Source organism: Candidatus Omnitrophota bacterium, assembly GCA_014728045.1.
Taxonomy (GTDB): Bacteria; Omnitrophota; Gorgyraeia; order Tantalellales; family Tantalellaceae; genus WJMH01.
Window position 1 is genome coordinate 44,377 of record WJMH01000025.1, and the last position, 20,993, is coordinate 65,369.

Consider the following 20,993-nt stretch of genomic DNA (forward strand, 5'->3'; position numbering starts at 1 on the left):
AGATAATGGCAAAAGCGATATTCATAACAGGCACAGATACAGGCGTCGGTAAGACCCTTGTAACGGGGCTTCTGGGGCGGATGCTCTCGGAAAAAGGCATCAACGTCATAACCCAGAAATGGGTGCAGACCGGATGCGATGGGTTCTCCTGTGACATTGCCGAGCACCTCAGGTCCATGAAGGTCGAGAGGGCCGAAGTAGAACAACATGTTCAGGATATGGTCCCATATTCTTTCGAGCACCCCTCGTCACCGCATCTTGCCGCGGCGCTTGAAAAGAAGAAGATATGCCCGGAAAAGATCGAGAACAGTTTTTACCGTCTTTCTGATAAGTTTGATTTCGTTCTGGTCGAAGGTGCAGGCGGATTGATGGTACCCGTGAGTGACGAAGATATGCTGGTCGATATCGTTGAGAAGCTGGGTTTACCTATCCTTGTGGTGGCCGAAAACCGGCTGGGCGCGATAAACCAGACCGTATTGACCGTTGAGGCGGCCCAGAGCAGGGGGCTCAAGGTTATGGGTATCATATTCAACAGGGTGAATGATCAGGAGGACGATATCATCCTCAAGGACAATTTGCGTATAGTCGAGGGTCTTACCGGCATAAATGTACTCGGGGAGTTGCCTTATAGGCCCAGAACAGAGGAACTCTACAGGACTTTTGTGCCCATAGGCGAAAGACTACTTGAAAATATGGAGACATGATGAAAGAAGATATAATAAAAAGGGACCATGAATATCTATGGCACCCCTATACGCAGATGAAAGATGCCGAATCCATGCCTCCAATTGCGGTAGAACGGGCCGAGGGGGTTAAATTATACGATATTCACGGTAATTTTTATTACGATACCATATCCAGCTGGTGGTGCAATGTCCATGGGCACAACCATCCCGCTGTCAAATCCGCGATCAAGGAGCAGTTGGATATGCTTGAGCACGTGCTTTTCGCGGGATTCACACACAAGCCGGCCGTTGATCTTGCCGAGAGACTTGTTAAGATAACCCCGGAGGGGCTGACCAAGGTTTTTTATTCAGATAATGGCTCGACATCGGTTGAGGTGGCCATGAAGATGTCTTTTCAGTACTGGCAAAACACCAAAAGACATGGAAAAACATCTTTTGTCAGCCTGGACAGGGCCTACCATGGTGATACCGTCGGAACTATGAGCGTGAGCGGGGTGGATCTATTCAACAAAAAATTCAAACCGCTGTTTTTTAATTCATACAAAGCTCCTTCTCCGTATTGTTACAGGTGCCCTAAAGGGATGAGCAGGGAAAAATGCGGTCTTGACTGTCTTAACGACCTGGAAGAGATTCTCAAAGGGAAAAGCGAGAATATCGCGGCCATGTTGGTAGAGCCGCTTCTCATGGCCGCTGGAGGGATGATCATCTATCCGCCCGAATATCTCAGGGGCCTGGAAAGGCTTTCTCGGGAATATAACGTACATCTTATAGTCGACGAGGTGGCAACCGGGTTCGGAAGGACCGGGAAGATGTTCGCCTGTGAATATGCAGGGATAAAGCCTGATTTTCTTTGTTTGTCAAAGGGAGTGACTTCAGGTTATCTGCCCTTGGGGGCTACACTTACCACCGACAGGGTATTTGACGCTTTTTATGATGACTATGAAAACCTGAAGACTTTTTATCACGGCCATACGTATACAGCGAATCCTTTGGCTTGTTCTGCAGGAGTGGCGTCCGTAGATCTGTTTGAAAAAGAGGGGACTCTGGATAACGTGAAAAACATAAGTGATATGCTCAGTGGCTTTCTTTCAAGAATGAGTGAACTTCCGATTGTTGGTGACGTCCGTCATATCGGAGCAGTGGGTGCGATGGAACTTGTCAGGGACAGGCGCACGAAAGCATCTTTTCCCATGCAAGAGCGCATCGGTCTGGAGGTCTACAAACTCGGGCTCGATAGGAACATACTTCTCAGGCCTCTCGGGGATGTCATCTATTTCTTTCTTCCGCTTTGTGTTGATAAGGACCAGCTTTCAGATATATTCTTCCGCGCGGAAGGTGTGCTTGGCGAGATAAATAGTAAAATATCGGTCCTATCCTGAATGGGCCTGTCGTTTTCCATTTCCAAATTACGGATTTTCCTGTAAAATAAGCTTTAATATTAATAGTATGGGGGGGCAGGTATGGTTATTCGTTCCGGCAAGGGAGATGAAGGTTTCACCGAGCTTCATTTCAGTAAACATATAGGCAAGGAGAGCCTGGATATAAGGGCAATAGGGGATCTGGATGAGCTTAACAGTTTTCTGGGGCTCATAAAGGCAAAAACCAGGTCGCGCAAAGAGAAGAAGATGCTCGAGCACATTCAGCTTGCCCTGGTCATAATAGCTTCGGAAATATCGATCGGTGCGGAGAAAAAAAAGAAGCACGGTATACTGCTCAAGAAAGAAGATACGGATTGGATAAAACAGCGCATCTACGATCTGGAAAAAGATACAAAGATCGAGAACTGTTTTCGTCTTCCGGGAGAGTGTGAACAATCGGCCCTTTGTGACGTAGCTCGCGCGGTTGCCCGGAGAGCCGAAAGAAGCGTTGTCGAGTTATTTCACAAGGACAAGGTCAAGGACGAATTCATTTTATCGTATCTTAACTGTATTTCAGATATTTTGTTCATCCTTGCCAGGAAAAAGGCTAAAAAAAGAGCGGCACGCAGAAAAAAAAGGAAATCCGCCAAAAAGAATAAATAGAAAGGCCAGACAAGAGTTTCATGCCTGCTGGTGTAGAGAGATTTCTAAAAGTTTACACAAAATATATGGCGATATGGGTGATCGCCGTATCCGCGGTAGCTTATTTCAGACCGGCCCCCTTTGTGGCGATGAAACCATGGATGGATTCGTTCTTTGCATTGACAATGTTCGGGATAGGTGTGGTCCTGCACGTGGAAGACTTCAAGAACATAGCCAAAAACCCCGTGGTGGTCCTTATCGGCACCATAGCACAGTTCTCGATTATGCCCCTGGGCGCGTTTTTGCTTGCGAAGGCCTTCAGTCTACCGCCGGCGATAGCGGTAGGGCTGATCCTGACAGGTTCCGCTCCAGGGGCCATGGCAAGTAATGTTCTGAGCTATATCGCTAGGGCTGATGTGGCGTATTCGGTCTCACTCACCTCGGTTTCTACTCTGCTGACGCCTGTAATGACGCCGGGGTTGACTTATTTATTAGCGGGGTCATTGCTCAAGGTGGATTTCTGGTCAATGTTCACCAGTTTGATGGCAATGGTCATCATCCCGCTTATTCTGGGAGTATTGACACGGCATTATTTCAAGAAACATATCGAAAAAGTGCTGAGCGTTTTTCCGGCTGTTTCTGTTACTTTTATCGTTTTTATATGCGCTCTTGTTATCGCGCTGAACAAGGACAGGCTTATCGAGATAACCGGACTTGTTCTGGTTACAGTTATATTTTTGAACGCGGGCGGCTTGTTGATGGGGTATGGTGTAGGTAAGTTAGCCGGATTCAGTATCCCCAGAAGAAGATCGCTCAGCATTGAAATTGGAATGCAGAACGCCGGATTGGGCACGGTACTGGCGCTTAAACATTTTACTGCCCAGACGGCCATACCGGCAGCCGCGTTCGTTTTTATATGCATTCTCACCGCGTCCGTAATAGCCGAGTTCTGGAGAGGAAACGCTGAGGCGCTATCAAATTACGCATGAGAGTCTACCGGAAAGGTGATACATGAGCGACAAATACGATTATCTGGTCATTGGAAGCGGTCCGGCGGGTCACGTATCCGCTATCAAGGCCGCGCAGCTAGGCCTTAAAGTGGCCGTGGTTGAAAAGGATCCCGGCATGTTCGGCGGAGTTTGTCTCAACGAAGGCTGCATCCCCGCCAAAGCCCTGTACAGATGCGCTTCTATTTATGACAGTATTCGCAGGAGCAAGGAGCTTTGCGGTATCGAGGCTGAATATGGCGCGCCTAACCTTTCTGCATTCGTGAAGAGGAGCCGGCAGAAGACCGAACAGTTGAAAAAAGGTCTCAAGTTCCTTTTCAAGAAGAACGGAATTGATCTTCTCGAGGGTGCAGCTTGTTTTCAAGACAGCCAAACCGTTCATATCCGGAAGGAGCAGGGAGGACCTCTTACGATAAAAGCGGATAAATATCTTATAGCTACTGGTTCGGTCCCAAGGGTCCTTCCGGGACTGGGATTTGACGGCGAACGCATAATATCCAGTTCCGAAGCAATTCGCCTTGGAAAGGTCCCCGAGCGTCTTCTTATTATCGGCGGCGGATATATCGGTATGGAATTCGCTTCATATTTCAATATTCTCGGATCTGAAGTCACCATTGTTGAGATGAAAGATTCTGTTCTCCCTGAGGAAGATGAAGATATCGGAAGGAGAATGCAGGCGATATGCAGGCAAAAAGGCATCAAAGTCCTCAGTTCCAGCACTGTTTCTGGTGCTGAAATATCGGATGGTCATTTGGCTGTCACCATAGACGGTAGAGATCTAAAGATCAGGGAGAACTATGATATTATCCTGGTCTCGGCCGGAAGACGTCCCGTTACAGAAAATATCGGGCTTGATAAGGCAGAGATAAATACTGATAAAGATGGTTTCATAATCGTAGACTTTGAAATGCGAACTTCCAACAAGAACGTGTACGCCGCGGGGGATGTAGTGCCCGGCCCAATGCTTGCTCACGCTGGTTATACAGAAGGGGAGAAAGCCGCTTTAAGCGCCGCGGGTGATGAAGTGGAGGCTCTGGATTATGGTTGTGTTCCAAGCGTAGCTTATACTGATATCCAGACCGCAAGAGTAGGCCTTACTGAAAGAGAGGTCAAGGAAAAGAATATCGATTATTCGGAAGGCAAATATTTCTTCAAGGCCAACGGGAAGGCGGTGATCAATTCGCAGACGGAAGGATTCATAAAGATCCTTGCCGATAATTCTACGCACAAGATACTTGGAGTTCACATTATCGGGGAAGATGCTGCCGATCTTATCCATGAGTTCGTGGTCGCCAAGAAAGCCGGTGTCAGCGTGGATGAGCTGGCTGAAGCTGTTCATGCGCATCCCACTTTATCCGAAGCTGTTCCGGAAGCCTGCAGGTCGGTTTTTGGGAGGGCGATACACGGGTGAAAAAGAATGGAAAGGACAATTAATATATAATACAATGATAATTATGGAAACGATCATATTAGTAATGCTTTTCTTTCTTTTGATGCTCGTGGGGTTCCTTGCATGGAGACTTTTCTCCGGGGACCAGGGCAGAGGGCATATCGAGTCGGTGCTTAACGAGAAGTTCATAGATTTTTCCGAACGCATAAGCAACACGATGGAGTCGACGAGAAAGCAGGTCGAGGATTCAAAAGACTTTCTTTCGAAGAACGCTATCAAGACGCTGGAACACATAAATAATATGAATACCATCGTCGGTAACCTGGTCCAGCAGCAGGAAAAGGCCCAGGAGCTTGGTAAATCCCTTGAATATCTTTTGCAGGCGCCTAAACTCAGGGGTAATTACGGTGAGACCATTCTGGAGGAGATGCTCGAGCAGGTGCTCCCTGCCAAGGGTATGTGGGAAAGACAGTATACCATTGACGGCGGAGAGAAGGTTGACGCGGTCGTCAAATACAAGAATGTCGTTGTTCCGATAGACTCCAAGTTCCCTCGGGATGACTATCAGAAATACCTTTCTTCGACTGATGAACGGGAGCAGAGGAAGCACTGGTCCAATTACGAAAAGGCACTTAAGGTCCAGATAAATTCGATAAGGGACAAATATATAAAGCCCGAAAAGGGTACGACAGAATTCGCTCTGCTTTTTATACCGTCAGAGGCGATTTATTATGAAACCATTGCCGAAAAGAACTTCATAGGAGAACCCTGCCAGATATATGATTACGCCCGCGACAATAAGGTGATTCCCGTCAGCCCCAATACATTTTTCGCTTTTCTGCAGGTAATCATCCTCGGCGTGCGTAATGTCGAGATAGCCAAGGAAGCAATGAAACTTCAGGAAATTCTGTCCAAGATAGAAAAGGATTACACATATTTTTACAGCAATTTCGAGAATATAGGAAAAGCACTGGATAAAGCCGCAAAATCGTACAATACAGGAAAGACACATGTACAGCGCTTCAAGAAGAACCTTGATTCGGCGCTGAGGTTCGAAATAACGAGTAAAGATTCTGCTGAACATCAGATGCTGTCCGATGAACACCACAGGACTTAAGGGGGATTAGCAAATGCGCAGAAAAGCCGTTCTATGGGAAAAGACCGGACAAGGCAAGATACATTGTTTTCTTTGCGCTCATAACTGTCAAATAGGTGAAGACGACTACGGTTTCTGCGGCATGCGCCAGAATATCGGCGGTGAGCTGTTCACTTATGCTTACGGCAGCGTTATCGCAAATCATGTGGATCCGATCGAAAAGAAGCCCCTGTACCACTTTCTCCCGGGAACTTACGCCTATTCGATCGCAACCATAGGTTGCAATTTCCGGTGTACCTTTTGCCAGAACTGGACGATCTCGCAGATGTCTAAGAAAGACGGTGATCTGGAAGGGCTTGAAATGAAACCCGAACAGGTGGTGAAGGAGGCTTTGGACAATGACTGTAAAAGCATTTCGTACACTTACACCGAGCCCACCATATTCTTTGAATATGCGCTTGATACCGCCAAATTAGCCAAGAAGAAAGGTCTTCACAATAACTTTGTCACGAACGGGTATATGACAAAACAGGCGGTCGAGACCATCAAGCCCTATCTGGATGCCGCCAATGTCGATCTTAAGTTCTTCAATGACGATATTTACCGGAGAATGTGTTCAGCCCGGTTGCAACCGGTACTGGATACAATAAAAAACCTGTATGAAGCCGGCATATGGGTGGAGGTCACCACGCTTGTCGTCCCGGGTCAGAACGACTCAGAAGAAGAATTGCGGAACATAGCACGTTTTATTTCTGATACAAGCCGGGATATACCCTGGCATATAAGCAGGTTCCACCCTGATTATAAATACAGTGAATCACCCGCGACACCTCTTGAAACCATGGAGGAAGCGAAGAAAATAGGCGAGGAAGAGGGGCTCAATTATATTTATCTTGGGAACGTTCATACAAGGGCGGAGACCGTCTGTCCGCAATGCGGGGCGTCCCTGATCGACAGGGCTGGTTTCACGGCCAAGATCTCCGAAGATTTTACTTCCAGCGCGAGTTGCCGTAAATGCGGGACCAAAATAGCGGGTGTTTGGAAATAATTTCTTCAAGAACCGAAAGGCGAAACATGTTCATGCGTATATTGTTCGTTGTGATTATTATCGTTGTCGTAATAGCGGCGGTCATATATTTCTTCGGGGGTGATATATTCCAGTATTCAGCGGAAAAAGTGCTTAAACAGAACCTGCCGCCGTATGTGCATGTCGATAAACTCGCCTTTGACCTCAAAGAACGGAGAATGACCCTCGAGGGTCTCAGGATCGATAACCCCGAAGGTTTCAGTAAAAAACATCTGGCGAGAATAGCTGAAATAAATTGTCGATACAGGATGAGAGGGGGCAATATCCTTGACGGGATTGAGGTTACGCGCATAACAGCCTCAAAGCCGGTAATCAACATTGAGCGGCTTTCCGGTGGCAGGATAAATGTCAATGAGATGGAACAGTTGATGAAAAAAACCGACAAGCCGGCCGTCTCGGCGAATGACAAAGGCAACGACAAGGCCGCAATGAAAATATCGGATCTTGTGAAGCTGACGGAAACTATCAATGTCCTTGATGGCTCGGTTGTTTTCACAGATCATTACGTATCCAGACCGCCGTATAAAATAACTTTCGAAAATGTCAATGGAGATATACAGTTAAAACTTAACGATGATTATACGGGTGTTCTATTCGTCAAAAGTAGGGGCACCGGGTATATCGACGGGCAGATGAGGCAGCAAATAGACTGGGTCGTCTCGTTTGACCCTACGGCCAGTGCGCTTACCATGTCGAACCGCTTCGAGGTAAAGGGCATAGATATAACACAGTTCGAACCTTATTATGACGAGTATTCGCCGATAAACATACAGAGAGGTACCTGCTCGGGAACACTGGTCTTTGATTTTGACCGCGGGAATATCGGTTCCATGAATACAATAGTCATAAAAGGCCTGCGGTTCACACCCAAGGAGGGAGGAACCGCTTTTTCAGCCTGGCAGCAGGACATAATCCCCGAGATGATCAAGTATCTGCAGTCCAATCCGGATGAGGTCACTTTTGATTTCAAGATAAAGGGCCCGATGGATAACCCGAGGTTCTATCCGGGGCCCACCGTCAAGCAGGCTATACAGAACATGGCCATCGACAAGGTCTCCGATGTTATCAAGAGTTTTGGAAAGGAAGAAGGAGAGTCGGCCGGGCAGTCTGATACTGACAAGGTCATAGACGTAATAAAGGGCTTGATGAACAAATGATACGGCAATATAACAGGAGGTGGAAATGGTCTTATTCATTAAGGTTCTTGCTATCGCTATAACGGTTTACGGGTGTCTGATAATATTCAGACCCAGGATGATATCGAATTTTACCGAGTTCTTGAAGAAGCGCAATAATGTATTGATGGTAATGACGATAAAAATAGTTCTCGGTATATTGATGATGATAGCCGCAAGGTATTGCAGTATAACCTGGGTAGTGCTCTTCTGGGGCGCGCTTAATACTTTTACGGGAGTAGCGGGCCTTCTCATCAAAAGGGATGTTTTCATAAAATGGCTCGACTGGGTTGAAACAAGACCTGCAAAGCAGGTGTACCTTATCGGTGTTGGAGCTTTATTCATTGGTGTTACGCTTATATTGGCTGCTTGATGGGTGAGGCAAGGGGAGGTAAGATGAAGAATTTCACATTTTTTATGTGTATCGTTCTTTCTGTGGTGCTTTTGTTTGCTTCATCTGAGGCGTCGGGTCTTGAGATCGCGAGCGATGTGTTCAAGGACGGGGAAACTATCCCGATTGAATTCACAGGCAAGGGAGAGAACAGCTCTCCGCCGTTAAGATGGTCTGATGTGCCGGACGGGACAAAAAGTTTCGCTCTTGTTATGGACGATCCTGACGCGCCCATGGGGACGTGGGTGCACTGGGTGATCTATAATATCCCGGAAGAATCCAGGTCTCTACCGGAAGGTGTTCCGAGGGACTTTACCCTCGAGAATGGCACCCTCCAGGGCATCAACAGCTTCAGGTGGGCCGGCTATGGCGGTCCGTCACCGCCCCCGGGGTCGACGCACAGGTATTTTTTCAAACTATACGCGCTGGATAGGGAGCTTGAACTCGCCCCTGGCGCGAATAAAGGACAGCTTATGCGGGCTATCCAGGGAAATATACTTGACCGTGCGGAACTTGTCGGTGTCTTCGAATAAGCCGGGGACAAGTCTTATATTTCAATAACGAAAAGGCTCTCATGAGATTATACGGAAAGAATCCGGTCCTGGAAAGAATAAAGGCCAGACCAGATTCGATAAAGACCCTCTATTTGCAAAAAAGAACCGATCTTTCCGAGATCGTCAAGGCCGCGAAAGGAGCAGGTCTTACCTTCGAGTCCGTTGATAAGGCTTGGTTTATGTCCGAATGCGGAGATTTGAACACACAGGGAGTACTCGCTGTGATTGAAGAGTTCGAATATGCTTCCTTCGAAGATGTTATTATCGATTGCAAGAATAGCAGCGTCATACCAGTATTTTTGGACGGTATCACCGATCCGCAGAACCTGGGAGCGATTATACGGAATCTGGCATGCCTGGGAGGGTTCTCTCTGGTGCTTCCGGAGCACCGCTCGGCCAAGGTGAATGAAACCGTTCTTAGAATCGCGAGCGGCGGTGAGAACTATATTAAGATAGCTAGCGTCACGAATCTTGCCACGGCCTTGAAACAGATCAGCAAAGAGGGTATTAACATTGCCGGTGCGGTTGTCCAGGATTCGGTCGATATAACAAAAGCCGAGTTATCAGGGCCTATGGCCTTGATAATAGGGTCCGAGGGCAAAGGTATCCGCCCGGGTGTAAAAAAGACCATCGACATTGAACTTTCGCTTCCGATGAAGGGAGCTCCTTTGTCTTACAACGCCGCTGTCGCGGCTTCTTTATTCTGTTATGAGATCAACCGCAGGCGCTGGTAGGGGTAAACGCTGTCGTAAATTAAAGGGGATATTTAATGAAAGATAAACAGGTTCTTGATTTTTTCGCTGAACTCGGCATGCTGAAACGCATAAAGCGGAGCGGCTGGTGGATGGTGGGCATTCCTGAGGAAGAAAGCGTCGCAGAACACAGTTTCAGGTGCGCAGCGATAGGCTACGTGCTTTCCAGGATGGAAGGCGTAGACCCGTACAGGACCGTTATGATGAGTCTTTTCAATGACATGCATGAAGCCCGCATAAATGATATGCATAAGGTAGCTCATAGATATGTTGATGTTAGGCAGGCCGAAAAAGCAGCGTTCAGTGAACAGGTCGCCTCCCTAGACGAAGATATGAGGAAAGAGATGCAACAGCTGCGCGAAGAACATGACGAACAAAAATCTCCGGAGAGTGTGATTGCACGCGACGCTGATATACTTGAATGCCTGATCCAGGCGAAGGAATACGTGGATTTAGGCTACCAGAACGCAAAAAAGTTCTTCAAGAAGGCGCCAGAACATCTCAAGACGAAGAGCGCCAAGAACCTCTGGGAGAGCGCTTCGGCCTGGGACAGCAGCACCTGGTGGGAGAGCTTGGGCAAATTCGAGCGATGAGATCATGGAAAAAGCTACAAGAAAACAGTTAAAGGACCTTCGTGATCTTGTTCGCGACAAGAAAGTTCGTGACGAGAAGCACCTTTTTGTTGCTGAGGGGATTAAGATAGTTACTGATATGTTCAAAAAGGGGCATATGCCCGTGTCAGTTCTACTGTCCGATGTTCTTGCAGACAAGAAAGAAAGTTCCGAGCTTGCCCGGGAATTTGAAAGTTCGGGAGTTCCCGTAAATTTCACAAGAGAAGCCGACATTAATAAGATATCGGACCTTAAGAACTCACAGGGCATTGTCGCGGTTATGCGTAAAAGTGAACCGGTTGATTTTACAGAAGTTGCCGGAAGAACTGTTGTCGTGCTGTGTGACGGAGTGCAGGACCCGGGGAACCTTGGGGCTATGATCCGCACCTCCGCGGCTTTTAATGCCAGTGGCATTCTACTCACAGGCGAGACAGTGGATCCATATAACCCAAAGGTTGTAAGAGCTTCTAGCGGGACGCTGCTTGACCTGCCCGTAAAAACTTGTGACCTGGAACAGGTAGTTTCCCTGAGGAACGAAGGATACCGCCTGCTTGTGAGCATGCCAGAGGCTCCCACAAGCCTGGATGTCAGCGAACTTATACAGTTCCAGGGACCGGTCATAGTATGTTTCGGAAGCGAGGCTAGAGGCGTCAGTTTGCGGTTGTCCGAACTTGCCGATGACTATTTCACCATATCTATACATGAGAGCGTGGAATCACTGAACGTAACGGTTGCGGCCGCGATAACTTTATTTGTTCTGTCAAAAGCACAACACCGATAGACCCGGTTTTTCGCATGGAAAATATTTATCTGGTTTACATAGTTGCTTCAAGCACCACAGAAGCTCAGAATATAGCAGAAAAGGTAGTGAGGGACAGGCTCGCAGCCTGCGCTAATATCTTTGACGGGGTAGAGTCCGTTTACTGGTGGGAAAATAAGTTGCAAAAGGATGTCGAGACCGCTGTAATACTGAAGACCAGAGAATCCCTTTTGCCGCAACTTGAAGAAGTAGTGGTGCAACTTCACAGCTACACCTGCCCCTGTATAGTGGCTTTGCCAGTATCCCGGGTCACCAGATCATATCAGCAGTGGGTGATAAACGAAACAAGCTGACATCCCTGAATATTTATTCCAAGGAGGTATGATGAAGTCGTATCGAGAAGAACTCTGGTTCAAAACGCCTCACCGACGTGATTATATCAATATAACCCCTAAAGTTGCCGAGATCGTTCGGAAAAGCGGTATAAAAGAAGGTTTATGCCTGGTAAATGCCATGCATATAACCGCCAGCGTGTATATCAACGATGATGAACCTGGCCTCATACAGGATTATGATGACTGGCTGGAGAGGCTTGCACCTCATGCGCCCGTTGAACAGTACAGGCATAACGGGTATGAGGATAACGGGGATGCTCACCTGAAACGTCAGGTAATGGGCCGTGAGGTCGTTGTGGCCATTACCAAGGGAAAGCTGGACTTTGGCCCCTGGGAGCAGATATTTTACGGGGAATTCGACGGCAGACGTAAAAAACGTGTGCTGGTAAAGTTAATTGGCGAATAAATCCCCGCAAAAAACCCGGCAACTGGCATTTTCGTTTGCATATGGTATACTTAACGGGAGATGGAGAGTTCCCTGTAAAATAAGCCGTATGGGACGGAATTACCATGGGTGATATCGAAGGTTTATCCAAAAACGAACTTAGAGACCTGATAATGGACCAGATCCGGGAACTGGGTGTAGATTTGGAAGCTATCAGGGTAAAGGTTAAAGACGGGCCTGTTATTCTTTTGGCCGGAGAGGTCTATTCCGAAAAGGAACACAGATCAGTTCTTGAGAGGGTGATAGACCTTGTTGGCGCCGAAGCTGTTGATGACAGAATGGCAGTTGTCCAGGGTCGTTACGGTGACTTTGAAGAAGATGAGGATGAATACGGCGAGGACGCGTTCAGGGATGAGGACAATGACTATATGGGCACTGAAGATGTTTTCAGGTCAATAGAGGACGGTATTCCATATATTCCTCCGACGCGACCTTCATACCAGAAATCTGAAGAGCCTTACCAATGGACGAAAAGCAAAAAGAAGAGGCGTTGATCCACCAAGAAAGAAAAGCTGAAGAAGCAGGAGCGCTTGAATGGTATTTTCGCCCGTGGGTTATAGCTCTGGCGATCTTTGTGGCCGGACCGCTGGGTCTTCTGCCGCTTTGGTTCAGGCCAAGAACCAATTTATACATCAAGATCGGGGTTTCGGTAGTTGTAATATTGTTCACGATCTGGCTGGTGCAGGGAAGCATGACCTATTATCGGGAAATGATCGAACACATTAACGAGATTTCCGAAGCTGTAGAGCAATCTTAAACAAAGGGGGACATTTAGATGTTCGGACTGGGATTACCGGAGATATTGCTGATACTTGTCATCGCTCTTTTGATCTTCGGTGCGGCAAAACTGCCCGAGATCGGCAGGGCCCTTGGAAAAGCTTTAAGTGAATTCAAAAAAGGCACTCAGGAATTCACTGAAGATAAAGATAAAAACGAAAAACCCCAGGAATGACGCCAATATATCCTGAAGAGCGCAAGAAGCTGGATGTCATAGGACATTTGGAAGAACTGCGAAAACGTATCCTCATCTGTCTGGCAGCTCTTGTCATCGCGGGAGCCTTTTCTTTCTGGAAAGGCGGCTTTCTTATGTCGCTGGTCCGACGTCCCGTTAACGGGTTGGTCGATGAGCTTATCTTTATCAGTCCCACCGAGGCTTTCGTCGCTTATATCAAGGTAGCTCTTCTAACGGGTTTCATCGTGAGCTTTCCGCTGGTGCTTTACAATTTCTGGGGTTTTATAGCTCCTGCTCTGGACCGAAGAAAACGCTATAGGATGCTCATTTGGCTTGGATTCGCGCTTGCTCTATTCCTTGCGGGGATCCTATTTTCATATTTTGTCGCGATCCCGGCTGCTTTGAACTTTCTGCTCAATTTCAGCGAAGGGATAGCGGTCGCAAAGATCACCCTCGGCAAGTATATTTCCTTTTTCGGTGCTCTTGTACTTGTGGGGGGTATAACGTTCGAGATACCGATAATCATAGGCGTCTTAGCCGATATCGGATTGCTCCGCGCATCCGTACTCAGGAGAAAGCGACATTATGCTATTTTGGCGATACTTGTGTTCGCCGCGGTAATAACCCCCACACAGGATATTCTTAACATGCTTATCTTTGCTTTGCCTATGATCATTCTATATGAAATAGGCATTGTAATCGCTACACTTATCGAAAAATATTCCCGCTGACCCCATATATATCTGTTTGTCAAAAGTTGCCATAAAGAGATTTTGATGGTAGTCTTTAAGAGACAGTAAAGTTAGATAATTTTCAGGGTATTGTTGCAGCCCATTCTAAGGGGTGGGGCGCAAGGATAGACACTAAACTAGTCTTGATCAATGTGAATAGTTTCCCCGTTTAGACACATCGTAGCAGAAGCGCGCCATCCTTTACCTGGTATTTTACTTTTAAGGGGTGAGCGCGATGCGCAATTTTTCATATGACTGCCTCATAAAGTGCCTGATGCTCATAATTCTCTTTGCGGCACTTGATTCATTTGCCGTGGGTGTTTTGCCTGACCCGGGGGAATGCCTCATGGAGGGGATTGCATCGTGGTATTCTGAAAGCTCACCCGGAATAAACGAGACCACGGCTAATATGGAAAGATTTGATCATGATAAACTGACATGCGCTGCATGGAACATACCTTTTAATACCATGCTTGAGGTGACAAATCTTTCGAACGGCAAAAGTGTGCTTGTCAGAGTGAATGACAGAGGCCCCGCCGAAAGATATTGCACAGAAGGAAGAGTTATCGACCTTACTATCGGCGCTTTTGCGAGAATTGAGGATCCACAGAAGGGTCTTGCCCCCGTTGAAGTGCGTATCGCAGAATGATAGCCATTTTCATATTGTATTTTTCTTCATAATCATTATAATTATTTGTGACTCTCCAATGTAATTCATAGGATTAATAAATGATACTCAAACGTTATCATATAGCGACAGTTATATTAACAGCTTCTCTCAGTCTATTTTTGTCTTCCTGTGCCACGCGCGCGCCGAAAACCACAGATTCAATGATCTCCTACGAAAGCCCAGGAACGGCTGTTCACCACAGGGGGGCGGTCTATCATTCCGTTGCTCCCGGAGAAACCCTTTGGCGAATATCCAAAATGTACGATGTTGATATCGAAACCATCCGCAAGACCAACCGGATCTATGATGTCAGGGATATCGAGATAGGCACACGCTTGAGGATACCGGGTGCTGTAAAAAGAAGGCATGTTATTACATTATATCCCAGCCACAAATGGAAATATATAATCATTCATCACAGTGCCACTGATATCGGCAATTCTGAGCATTTCAATACGGCTCATCTCAATCGCGGCTGGAGGGGGGTCGGTTATCATTTTGTAATAGATAACGGTACCTGCGGAAAGGATAACGGACAGATAGAAACCTCTCCTCGATGGTTAAAACAGGAGAATGGAGCACATTGCAAAGCTGACCGAATGAACGAAAGGGGCATCGGCATATGCCTTGTGGGCAACTTTTCTAAAGAAAGGGTTTCTCCAGCCCAAATGGGCTCGCTTGTTTATCTCGTAAACAAACTCAGAAAATATTATCACATCCCCAAAGACCATATCATTGGTCACGGCCAGGTGAGGGGGGCGAACACCGAATGTCCCGGCAAAAAGTTCCCCTGGAAAAACTTTTATTCGAGACTGGGCAGGTAAAATCCCGCCATCCTGTTTTAGGGCGCCACTTATCCAAATAATCTTCGGCATTTCCGAATTTCCTTGACATTTACGGCTTTAGAGGTAAAATGAGTAAGCACTCATAATAATAGTGTATTTACTGTGAGCATATACTCAAAAGAACCGGCCATTTAAGATGAGCATATACTAAAAAATGACCATACGTTTAAAGGGAAGACCAAGAAAAAAGAAAATCATCCACGATCAGCCCAGGATTGATCATTTCAGTCCGAGGGGAAGACCTGGACGCCCGGATGAGACTACAATCACCATGGAAGAGTATGAATCCATCCGGTTGCAGGATTATCTCGGCATGCAACAAAAAAAGGCCGCGGAGATGATGGGTATTTCCCAGCAGTCCTTCAGTCGTATCGTCCGGGATGCGCGCAAGAAAGTATCCGATGCGCTTGTTAACGCCAAGATCATCAGGATCGAGGGCGGCGACTATGTCGATAAACGTTCCATGGAGATTGCCAAGAAACTGAAGCGAGTTTCATAAAACGGCATTTTAGCCGATTGGAGTATCATGAAGATAATAGAGAACATATGCGGTAATGATCTTGTGCTTTCTCTCGAAGGTGATTTTGACGAGGTAACCAGCCCGCAGGTCGAAGACCGCGTTGAACAGGCTCTTTCGGCCGATGTGCCGAATATTTGTTTTGATATGTCAAAAGTAGACTATATCTCAAGCGCGGGCATCCGGGTTCTTATCATAGCTCATAAAAAGGCGCTTAAAAGAGGAAAGAACGTCAAGATGGGTAAAATGTCAAAGCGGGTCAGCGATATAATCGAAGTTGTGGGGATACTCCCGCTTTTTTCAGTAAAAGGGGACCAGTCGCAATGATGCCGAAACATGAAGTATATATGCTGCGTGCGACTTTTGTAAGTCTTATCTGCAACATAATCTTGGTTCTTATAAAAGGCACGGCTCTTGCGGTTGTCAATTCTTTAGCGATTGCTGTTGACCTTGGCATTTCTTTCGTCGGGCTGACGGTTTCCGTCATTCTTTATTATTCGATAAAATTAGCCAACCGCCCGGCCGACTTGGTCCATAATTACGGTTACGGCAAGGTGGAGAACGTTTGTGAAGCGCTCGAGGGGATAGTGCTAATCGGTATAGCCCTGGCCATGTCTTCGCAGGCAATAACGCATTTTGTTCACCCGAAGCATGTTAATATGCCCACGGTGGGGCTGGTCTCTTCCTTTATCAACGCAACGATCAACTTCGGCGGCGCCTATTATATCATTAAGATGGCCAGGAAAAGCCATTCACCTGCCATACAAGCTGAAGGGCTTCATTACCGCCTGGAGGGTATGATTTCCGGCATAATCGCCCTTTCATTTATGATATCGATGCTGCTACAGGCGCGCGGATACGAAATGATAGCCAGATATATCGACCCTATTGCGGCGCTTCTAGTGAGCGTTGGGATAATGATACCATCGTTCAAGCTGGCTCGAGGTTCTTTTTTTAAGCTTCTGGATGCCTCGGTGGAGGAAGACAGTCAGCTTGAGATATTAAAACAGCTGAGCAGGCATCTTGATCAGTTTTGCGAATTTAAGGATCTCAGAACCCGTACTGCCGGCAGGAACAAGTTCGTTGAATTCAAACTGGTAGTTCCTTCCAATATCTCCTTCAGAAGGGGGCATAAGGTCGTGCGAGAGCTGGAGAATGATATAAAAAACAGCATACCCAACAGTGAGGTCTTGATCAGAATGGAGCCTTGTGATATGGATTGCCGGTATGTTGTGAACAATGAGAAGTGCCCCTATCTGGCATCTGAAGATATAAAACTTCCTGTCTAGACCCTTTTCGAAGTATTAATTCTAATTTTGTATTTATATAATTTATATGGTAAAATTACGCTATGACTTCATGGTTATGAGTAGCGCCCTGTATTTTTATCTGTTTTGACAGAAAGGAAGCCTATGTTTTCGTCCAGGCATTATTTGAGGGTCATATTCAGCAGGCTGGGGCTCATAGCTTCGATTATCGCACTTTTCGGAATACTTGCCGTTTTCCAGTTCTTCTACGCGCCCAAAGTTTACCGTACTAACGCCAGGTTCATGATCAAAGAAAAGACCGCCGTCTCCGAAACCGGACGCGTAAGTTCAAATGTCATCAGTTTTCTTCGGTCCAAAGATATGGCAGAAAAGGTGTCCGAACAACTTGGCTATCCTGATGCAGAATCTCTTCTTCAGATGACCCGCATTTCTGCTTCTCGGGAAGATCCCGATATTATTAATATTACCGTGGAGGGGAGAAATCCCGAAAAGATCACAGGTGTCGCCAACACCTGGATCCGTGAGTTCATGAAGGTGTCCACTGACTCGCGAGTCGATAAGGATTTTAATATCACCGAGATTAGAGTGATAGACAAGGCGAATGTCCCGATCGCTCCAACTAACCGGAAAATGAGGAAGATAATCTACATAATGATGTTGGGAGTTGTGGTCGCGATCGGCATAAGCTTTTTTCTGGAATACATGGACCATACCTTAAGAACCCCGAACGGCGTCGAACTTTATGCCAAAATGCCGTATTTGGGTTCCATTCCGCCTGCATTGCAGGAGGACAGGCAGCGCAAGGACATAAACCGGATCGTCGAAGTCAAACCCCAGAGATTGATGGCCGAAGCATTCAGGAATGTGAAGGTCGCGATGCTTTTTAATTCGCCCGGAGAAATAGAGATGGCCGCCATGATCGTTACCAGCTCCGCCATAGCGGAAGGGAAGACCTTTATCGCCTCCAATCTTGCATTGACTTTTGCCCGGGCGGGGGACCCGACCCTTCTTATAGATGCGGACATGCAGAAAGGCATGCTGGAAAAAGATTATAAGATAAAGACCGAAAAGGGCTTGAGTTCTTTCTTGACAGAGACAGCCTCCCTGGAAGAGGTCATTATGCCCACTGATATTCCCAATTTATCGATCATACCATCAGGGCCTTACCAGGATAATCCGGAACCTTTACTGACACCGGATAAGGTCGAAGAAATCGTACGCGCAACGAAAACCAAGTTCAAAAGGATATTTATCGATGTTCCGTCGATCCTTGGCTCGAATGAAATACTTTCATGGTCGGATAAATGCGACGGCATAATCTACATAATTGGTTCAGGGTTTACGCCTCTTGAAGATGTTCTGGCCGCAAAAAACAAGATCTTGGGCAAAAAGGCACGTATTATCGGCTCTGTCCTGAACAATGTGGCCATAGAGAATGACTTTTGCTATTATTACCGTTATTGCCAGTTTTACCTTAAGAATAAATTCCAGCGTCCCCCAGAGGCCAGGGGACAGGCATAACTGCTCATCCGATGAGACCCTTACAAAGACTTCAGGGTATCAATTTAAGAGGTTATCTGAATATATTCCGGAAGAATATGGTTATTTTGCTGGGGATAACCATTCTGCTAACATTGTTCGGCGCTTTCCTTGATCTTGCCAGCCCCCGTATCTATGAAACAAAATCAGCTATATTGGTAGCGAATCCTTCGGGCAGACTTCCTCTTGCATACCTGCTTAACAGTGAGATGTTGGCCAATAGGGTGGGTAGGAGGCTGGATCTAAAGCAGCCTTCACCAAAACTTCTTCGTTCGGTAAAGGCCACACTGGTTAAACATGGGAATATCGTGAGGATCGAGGTAAAAGGGACTGATCCCGATAGGATAAAACGTATTGCCACTTACTGGGCACGTGAGTTCGTAAATCTTGTCAAAAGAAAAATAGCGAATACCGATATGGCAGCTACAATGCCGGATATACATATTATACCTGCCGAAAAGGTGAAGAAAGTTTCGAAAGGCGAAAAGACCATGTTCTTTTTCGGGATCGGCTTGTTTTTCGGCATAATCGGAGCAGTACTTCGAGAGATGCTGGACCCCCGTCTTAAAAAGGGGAAAGAGGTGGAAGAAGCGACCAAAATGCCTTTTCTGGGATTCGTCCCGTCCGGTCAGAAAGAAAATGCTACGGAAAAAGAATTAGACCTGATCTCATACATCAGACCCGATTCACTCGTCGCGGAATCCTTCCGGAACATCAAAACGTCCATGATATTGGCTTCTCGAAAAGCTTTACCGATGAAAACCCTTATAGTTACAAGCTCGCTATCGGACGAGGGTCGTACGTTTATCGCGTCCAATCTCGCCATTCAGTTCGCCAAAAACGATAAAAAGGTCCTTATCCTGGATGCGTCTTCCAAGAGGGGGCGGTTGGGGGAGAGTTTAGCTGTTGAGCAAAGACTCGAGGTTACGATACTGGGTCTCAGCGATGTTCTCTACGGAAAATGCTCGCTCGAGGAAGCCATAGCAAGAACACCCGTACCTGGTCTTATGTTACTTGAATCCGGAACTCTGGCGGAAAAACCCGAAGAACTTATATATGTGATCAGGTTCCAGAGCATCTTAAACGAGCTTCAGAAGAACTTTGATCACATCATAATTGACGGAGCATCATTATCAGGCTCCGATGCTATCCTCAACTGGGTCGATGCCAGCGACGGGATTATGTTCGTGATAGGTGCCGAAATAACAGGCATAAAAGATATAAAAGCAGCTAGACAAAAGCTCAGTAAACGGTACAATAAAGTTATAGGCGCCATATTGAACAGCGTGTGGTCGGAAAAGAATCTTGATGATTATTTCAGGGATTTCCAGAGCTTTCTGGGTAAAAGCCCAAAAGAACAATAGAAAAAGAAAGGATATCATGAAGAAGCGGATAGTGGCATTGATTTTCTCTATGATTTTGGTGGTTTTTTTTGCTGGAACGTCTTCGGCGGACTTTAGAACGGCTGTTTATAAACAGACTCTGTCCGGAGGCGGTGTCCCGCCGATGGTCATGCAGGTATGGCTCAAGGGCGAACAAATGCGGATCGATGCAAGGCCCGGTGGCAGGCTCGTGATTACTTTCAGGCGTAAAGACGGGTTATATAATTATGTAAAAGACCAGAACGTACTTACAAAGGTTCCTGATATCAAGACAGAAGATGCTATAAAAAATCCAAGGGATTTCATGCGCTACTTGGATGGGTTAAATCTAGAACCAGTTGGTACTGAAAAGATCGGTGAATATGAGTGCTACATTTATAAATATACCGATAGCTATAATGGCTTTCCGACGACTGCATGGATATGGAAGGCTAAAGATTTTCCAGTTAAGATTGAAACGATCACACCGGCGGGGCCGTTACAGGCTGTATTCAGTGATATACAGCTTAATGTGCCGGTATCTAATGAAATATTCGACTTGCCAGAAAATGCCAGATTTGTTGACATGTCAGATCCCTGGACAGGGTTGAAAGTTCAAAAACCCGGCGAGAAAGAGGATTAATCGCTGGCACTAGACATATTCCGCCAAAAACCAGCATATAAACCTTATTCCGGCGAACAATATTCATGTTTCCACAACGTCCGATAATGTATGTTATGTTAACTTGGCAAAGGGAGAA

General features: G+C 46.6%; 27 protein-coding genes. All 27 read left to right on the forward strand.

Annotated features, from left to right (window positions below; all coding sequences use genetic code 11):
* Positions 1-5: 5 nt before the first annotated feature.
* The 27 genes from bioD (at position 6) to GF409_08895 (ending at position 20,875) form a co-directional block, all read left to right on the forward strand.
* Positions 6-704 carry a dethiobiotin synthase gene (bioD, locus tag GF409_08765; GenBank protein MBD3427291.1) on the forward strand — a complete coding sequence of 233 codons (699 nt, stop codon included), beginning with the start codon at positions 6-8 and terminating at the stop codon, positions 702-704.
* Entirely contained in the window at positions 701-2,065 is a 1,365-nt protein-coding gene (gene bioA, locus GF409_08770; protein ID MBD3427292.1) for an adenosylmethionine--8-amino-7-oxononanoate transaminase, read from the forward strand. The genes bioD and bioA overlap by 4 nt, the downstream gene beginning before the upstream one ends.
* Positions 2,066-2,146: 81 nt before the next feature.
* Entirely contained in the window at positions 2,147-2,707 is a 561-nt protein-coding gene (locus GF409_08775) for a cob(I)yrinic acid a,c-diamide adenosyltransferase (GenBank protein ID MBD3427293.1), read from the forward strand.
* A gap of 20 nt (positions 2,708-2,727) precedes the next feature.
* Positions 2,728-3,675, forward strand: a complete 948-nt coding sequence (locus tag GF409_08780; protein MBD3427294.1) for a bile acid:sodium symporter family protein — start codon at positions 2,728-2,730, stop codon at positions 3,673-3,675.
* Positions 3,676-3,697: 22 nt separating this feature from the next.
* Complete coding sequence (gene lpdA / locus GF409_08785) at positions 3,698-5,104, forward strand: dihydrolipoyl dehydrogenase (GenBank protein MBD3427295.1); 1,407 nt, start codon at positions 3,698-3,700, stop codon at positions 5,102-5,104.
* Complete coding sequence (rmuC, locus tag GF409_08790; protein MBD3427296.1) at positions 5,010-6,200, forward strand: DNA recombination protein RmuC; 1,191 nt, start codon at positions 5,010-5,012, stop codon at positions 6,198-6,200. Before lpdA ends, rmuC begins: the two co-directional genes overlap by 95 nt.
* Positions 6,201-6,213: 13 nt before the next feature.
* A complete protein-coding gene (gene amrS, locus GF409_08795; GenBank protein ID MBD3427297.1) occupies positions 6,214-7,227 on the forward strand; it encodes an AmmeMemoRadiSam system radical SAM enzyme in 1,014 nt (337 codons plus the stop codon).
* Positions 7,194-8,423, forward strand: a complete 1,230-nt coding sequence (locus GF409_08800) for a DUF748 domain-containing protein (protein MBD3427298.1) — start codon at positions 7,194-7,196, stop codon at positions 8,421-8,423. Before amrS ends, GF409_08800 begins: the two co-directional genes overlap by 34 nt.
* 25 nt (positions 8,424-8,448) lie before the next feature.
* Positions 8,449-8,814 (forward strand): hypothetical protein, encoded by a 366-nt coding sequence (locus GF409_08805; protein ID MBD3427299.1) that lies wholly within the window; start codon positions 8,449-8,451, stop codon positions 8,812-8,814.
* Between the two features lie 44 nt (positions 8,815-8,858).
* Entirely contained in the window at positions 8,859-9,365 is a 507-nt protein-coding gene (locus GF409_08810; GenBank protein MBD3427300.1) for a YbhB/YbcL family Raf kinase inhibitor-like protein, read from the forward strand.
* Positions 9,366-9,406: 41 nt separating this feature from the next.
* Positions 9,407-10,120, forward strand: coding sequence for a 23S rRNA (guanosine(2251)-2'-O)-methyltransferase RlmB (gene rlmB / locus GF409_08815; protein MBD3427301.1), 714 nt, complete (start codon positions 9,407-9,409; stop codon positions 10,118-10,120).
* Between the two features lie 35 nt (positions 10,121-10,155).
* Positions 10,156-10,731 (forward strand): HD domain-containing protein, encoded by a 576-nt coding sequence (locus GF409_08820; protein MBD3427302.1) that lies wholly within the window; start codon positions 10,156-10,158, stop codon positions 10,729-10,731.
* A 4-nt stretch (positions 10,732-10,735) separates the two neighbouring features.
* Positions 10,736-11,530, forward strand: a complete 795-nt coding sequence (locus GF409_08825; GenBank protein ID MBD3427303.1) for a hypothetical protein — start codon at positions 10,736-10,738, stop codon at positions 11,528-11,530.
* Positions 11,531-11,553: 23 nt separating this feature from the next.
* Positions 11,554-11,862 carry a divalent cation tolerance protein CutA gene (locus tag GF409_08830; GenBank protein ID MBD3427304.1) on the forward strand — a complete coding sequence of 103 codons (309 nt, stop codon included), beginning with the start codon at positions 11,554-11,556 and terminating at the stop codon, positions 11,860-11,862.
* 31 nt (positions 11,863-11,893) lie between these two features.
* Positions 11,894-12,310, forward strand: a complete 417-nt coding sequence (locus tag GF409_08835; GenBank protein ID MBD3427305.1) for a YjbQ family protein — start codon at positions 11,894-11,896, stop codon at positions 12,308-12,310.
* A 104-nt stretch (positions 12,311-12,414) separates the two neighbouring features.
* Positions 12,415-12,843, forward strand: coding sequence for a hypothetical protein (locus GF409_08840; GenBank protein ID MBD3427306.1), 429 nt, complete (start codon positions 12,415-12,417; stop codon positions 12,841-12,843).
* Positions 12,813-13,106, forward strand: a complete 294-nt coding sequence (locus tag GF409_08845; GenBank protein ID MBD3427307.1) for a hypothetical protein — start codon at positions 12,813-12,815, stop codon at positions 13,104-13,106. Before GF409_08840 ends, GF409_08845 begins: the two co-directional genes overlap by 31 nt.
* A gap of 18 nt (positions 13,107-13,124) precedes the next feature.
* A complete protein-coding gene (gene tatA / locus GF409_08850; protein MBD3427308.1) occupies positions 13,125-13,301 on the forward strand; it encodes a twin-arginine translocase TatA/TatE family subunit in 177 nt (58 codons plus the stop codon).
* Entirely contained in the window at positions 13,298-14,032 is a 735-nt protein-coding gene (gene tatC / locus GF409_08855) for a twin-arginine translocase subunit TatC (protein ID MBD3427309.1), read from the forward strand. Before tatA ends, tatC begins: the two co-directional genes overlap by 4 nt.
* A gap of 274 nt (positions 14,033-14,306) precedes the next feature.
* On the forward strand, positions 14,307-14,681 hold the full coding sequence (locus GF409_08860) for a septal ring lytic transglycosylase RlpA family protein (GenBank protein ID MBD3427310.1): 375 nt from the start codon (positions 14,307-14,309) through the stop codon (positions 14,679-14,681).
* An 80-nt stretch (positions 14,682-14,761) separates the two neighbouring features.
* Entirely contained in the window at positions 14,762-15,526 is a 765-nt protein-coding gene (locus GF409_08865; GenBank protein MBD3427311.1) for a LysM peptidoglycan-binding domain-containing protein, read from the forward strand.
* Between the two features lie 175 nt (positions 15,527-15,701).
* Positions 15,702-16,046 carry a DUF134 domain-containing protein gene (locus tag GF409_08870; protein MBD3427312.1) on the forward strand — a complete coding sequence of 115 codons (345 nt, stop codon included), beginning with the start codon at positions 15,702-15,704 and terminating at the stop codon, positions 16,044-16,046.
* Between the two features lie 27 nt (positions 16,047-16,073).
* Positions 16,074-16,391 carry an anti-sigma factor antagonist gene (locus tag GF409_08875; protein MBD3427313.1) on the forward strand — a complete coding sequence of 106 codons (318 nt, stop codon included), beginning with the start codon at positions 16,074-16,076 and terminating at the stop codon, positions 16,389-16,391.
* A complete protein-coding gene (locus GF409_08880; protein ID MBD3427314.1) occupies positions 16,388-17,353 on the forward strand; it encodes a cation diffusion facilitator family transporter in 966 nt (321 codons plus the stop codon). The genes GF409_08875 and GF409_08880 overlap by 4 nt, the downstream gene beginning before the upstream one ends.
* Positions 17,354-17,476: 123 nt before the next feature.
* On the forward strand, positions 17,477-18,853 hold the full coding sequence (locus GF409_08885) for a polysaccharide biosynthesis tyrosine autokinase (GenBank protein MBD3427315.1): 1,377 nt from the start codon (positions 17,477-17,479) through the stop codon (positions 18,851-18,853).
* Between the two features lie 11 nt (positions 18,854-18,864).
* A complete protein-coding gene (locus GF409_08890) occupies positions 18,865-20,235 on the forward strand; it encodes a polysaccharide biosynthesis tyrosine autokinase (GenBank protein MBD3427316.1) in 1,371 nt (456 codons plus the stop codon).
* Between the two features lie 16 nt (positions 20,236-20,251).
* Positions 20,252-20,875, forward strand: coding sequence for a hypothetical protein (locus GF409_08895; protein MBD3427317.1), 624 nt, complete (start codon positions 20,252-20,254; stop codon positions 20,873-20,875).
* The last annotated feature ends 118 nt before the right edge of the window (positions 20,876-20,993 follow it).

What these genes read in the sequence shown, in the direction of transcription:
- bioD (MBD3427291.1), top strand. Translation starts at nt 6, where the DNA reads ATGGCAAAAGCGATATTCATAACAGGCACAGATACAGGCGTCGGTAAG.
- bioA (MBD3427292.1), top strand. Translation starts at nt 701, where the DNA reads ATGATGAAAGAAGATATAATAAAAAGGGACCATGAATATCTATGGCAC.
- GF409_08775 (MBD3427293.1), top strand. Translation starts at nt 2,147, where the DNA reads ATGGTTATTCGTTCCGGCAAGGGAGATGAAGGTTTCACCGAGCTTCAT.
- GF409_08780 (MBD3427294.1), top strand. Translation starts at nt 2,728, where the DNA reads ATGCCTGCTGGTGTAGAGAGATTTCTAAAAGTTTACACAAAATATATG.
- lpdA (MBD3427295.1), top strand. Translation starts at nt 3,698, where the DNA reads ATGAGCGACAAATACGATTATCTGGTCATTGGAAGCGGTCCGGCGGGT.
- rmuC (MBD3427296.1), top strand. Translation starts at nt 5,010, where the DNA reads ATGAGCTGGCTGAAGCTGTTCATGCGCATCCCACTTTATCCGAAGCTG.
- amrS (MBD3427297.1), top strand. Translation starts at nt 6,214, where the DNA reads ATGCGCAGAAAAGCCGTTCTATGGGAAAAGACCGGACAAGGCAAGATA.
- GF409_08800 (MBD3427298.1), top strand. Translation starts at nt 7,194, where the DNA reads ATGCGGGACCAAAATAGCGGGTGTTTGGAAATAATTTCTTCAAGAACC.
- GF409_08805 (MBD3427299.1), top strand. Translation starts at nt 8,449, where the DNA reads ATGGTCTTATTCATTAAGGTTCTTGCTATCGCTATAACGGTTTACGGG.
- GF409_08810 (MBD3427300.1), top strand. Translation starts at nt 8,859, where the DNA reads ATGTGTATCGTTCTTTCTGTGGTGCTTTTGTTTGCTTCATCTGAGGCG.
- rlmB (MBD3427301.1), top strand. Translation starts at nt 9,407, where the DNA reads ATGAGATTATACGGAAAGAATCCGGTCCTGGAAAGAATAAAGGCCAGA.
- GF409_08820 (MBD3427302.1), top strand. Translation starts at nt 10,156, where the DNA reads ATGAAAGATAAACAGGTTCTTGATTTTTTCGCTGAACTCGGCATGCTG.
- GF409_08825 (MBD3427303.1), top strand. Translation starts at nt 10,736, where the DNA reads ATGGAAAAAGCTACAAGAAAACAGTTAAAGGACCTTCGTGATCTTGTT.
- GF409_08835 (MBD3427305.1), top strand. Translation starts at nt 11,894, where the DNA reads ATGAAGTCGTATCGAGAAGAACTCTGGTTCAAAACGCCTCACCGACGT.
- GF409_08840 (MBD3427306.1), top strand. Translation starts at nt 12,415, where the DNA reads ATGGGTGATATCGAAGGTTTATCCAAAAACGAACTTAGAGACCTGATA.
- GF409_08845 (MBD3427307.1), top strand. Translation starts at nt 12,813, where the DNA reads ATGGACGAAAAGCAAAAAGAAGAGGCGTTGATCCACCAAGAAAGAAAA.
- tatA (MBD3427308.1), top strand. Translation starts at nt 13,125, where the DNA reads ATGTTCGGACTGGGATTACCGGAGATATTGCTGATACTTGTCATCGCT.
- tatC (MBD3427309.1), top strand. Translation starts at nt 13,298, where the DNA reads ATGACGCCAATATATCCTGAAGAGCGCAAGAAGCTGGATGTCATAGGA.
- GF409_08860 (MBD3427310.1), top strand. Translation starts at nt 14,307, where the DNA reads ATGCTCATAATTCTCTTTGCGGCACTTGATTCATTTGCCGTGGGTGTT.
- GF409_08865 (MBD3427311.1), top strand. Translation starts at nt 14,762, where the DNA reads ATGATACTCAAACGTTATCATATAGCGACAGTTATATTAACAGCTTCT.
- GF409_08870 (MBD3427312.1), top strand. Translation starts at nt 15,702, where the DNA reads ATGACCATACGTTTAAAGGGAAGACCAAGAAAAAAGAAAATCATCCAC.
- GF409_08875 (MBD3427313.1), top strand. Translation starts at nt 16,074, where the DNA reads ATGAAGATAATAGAGAACATATGCGGTAATGATCTTGTGCTTTCTCTC.
- GF409_08880 (MBD3427314.1), top strand. Translation starts at nt 16,388, where the DNA reads ATGATGCCGAAACATGAAGTATATATGCTGCGTGCGACTTTTGTAAGT.
- GF409_08885 (MBD3427315.1), top strand. Translation starts at nt 17,477, where the DNA reads ATGTTTTCGTCCAGGCATTATTTGAGGGTCATATTCAGCAGGCTGGGG.
- GF409_08890 (MBD3427316.1), top strand. Translation starts at nt 18,865, where the DNA reads ATGAGACCCTTACAAAGACTTCAGGGTATCAATTTAAGAGGTTATCTG.
- GF409_08895 (MBD3427317.1), top strand. Translation starts at nt 20,252, where the DNA reads ATGAAGAAGCGGATAGTGGCATTGATTTTCTCTATGATTTTGGTGGTT.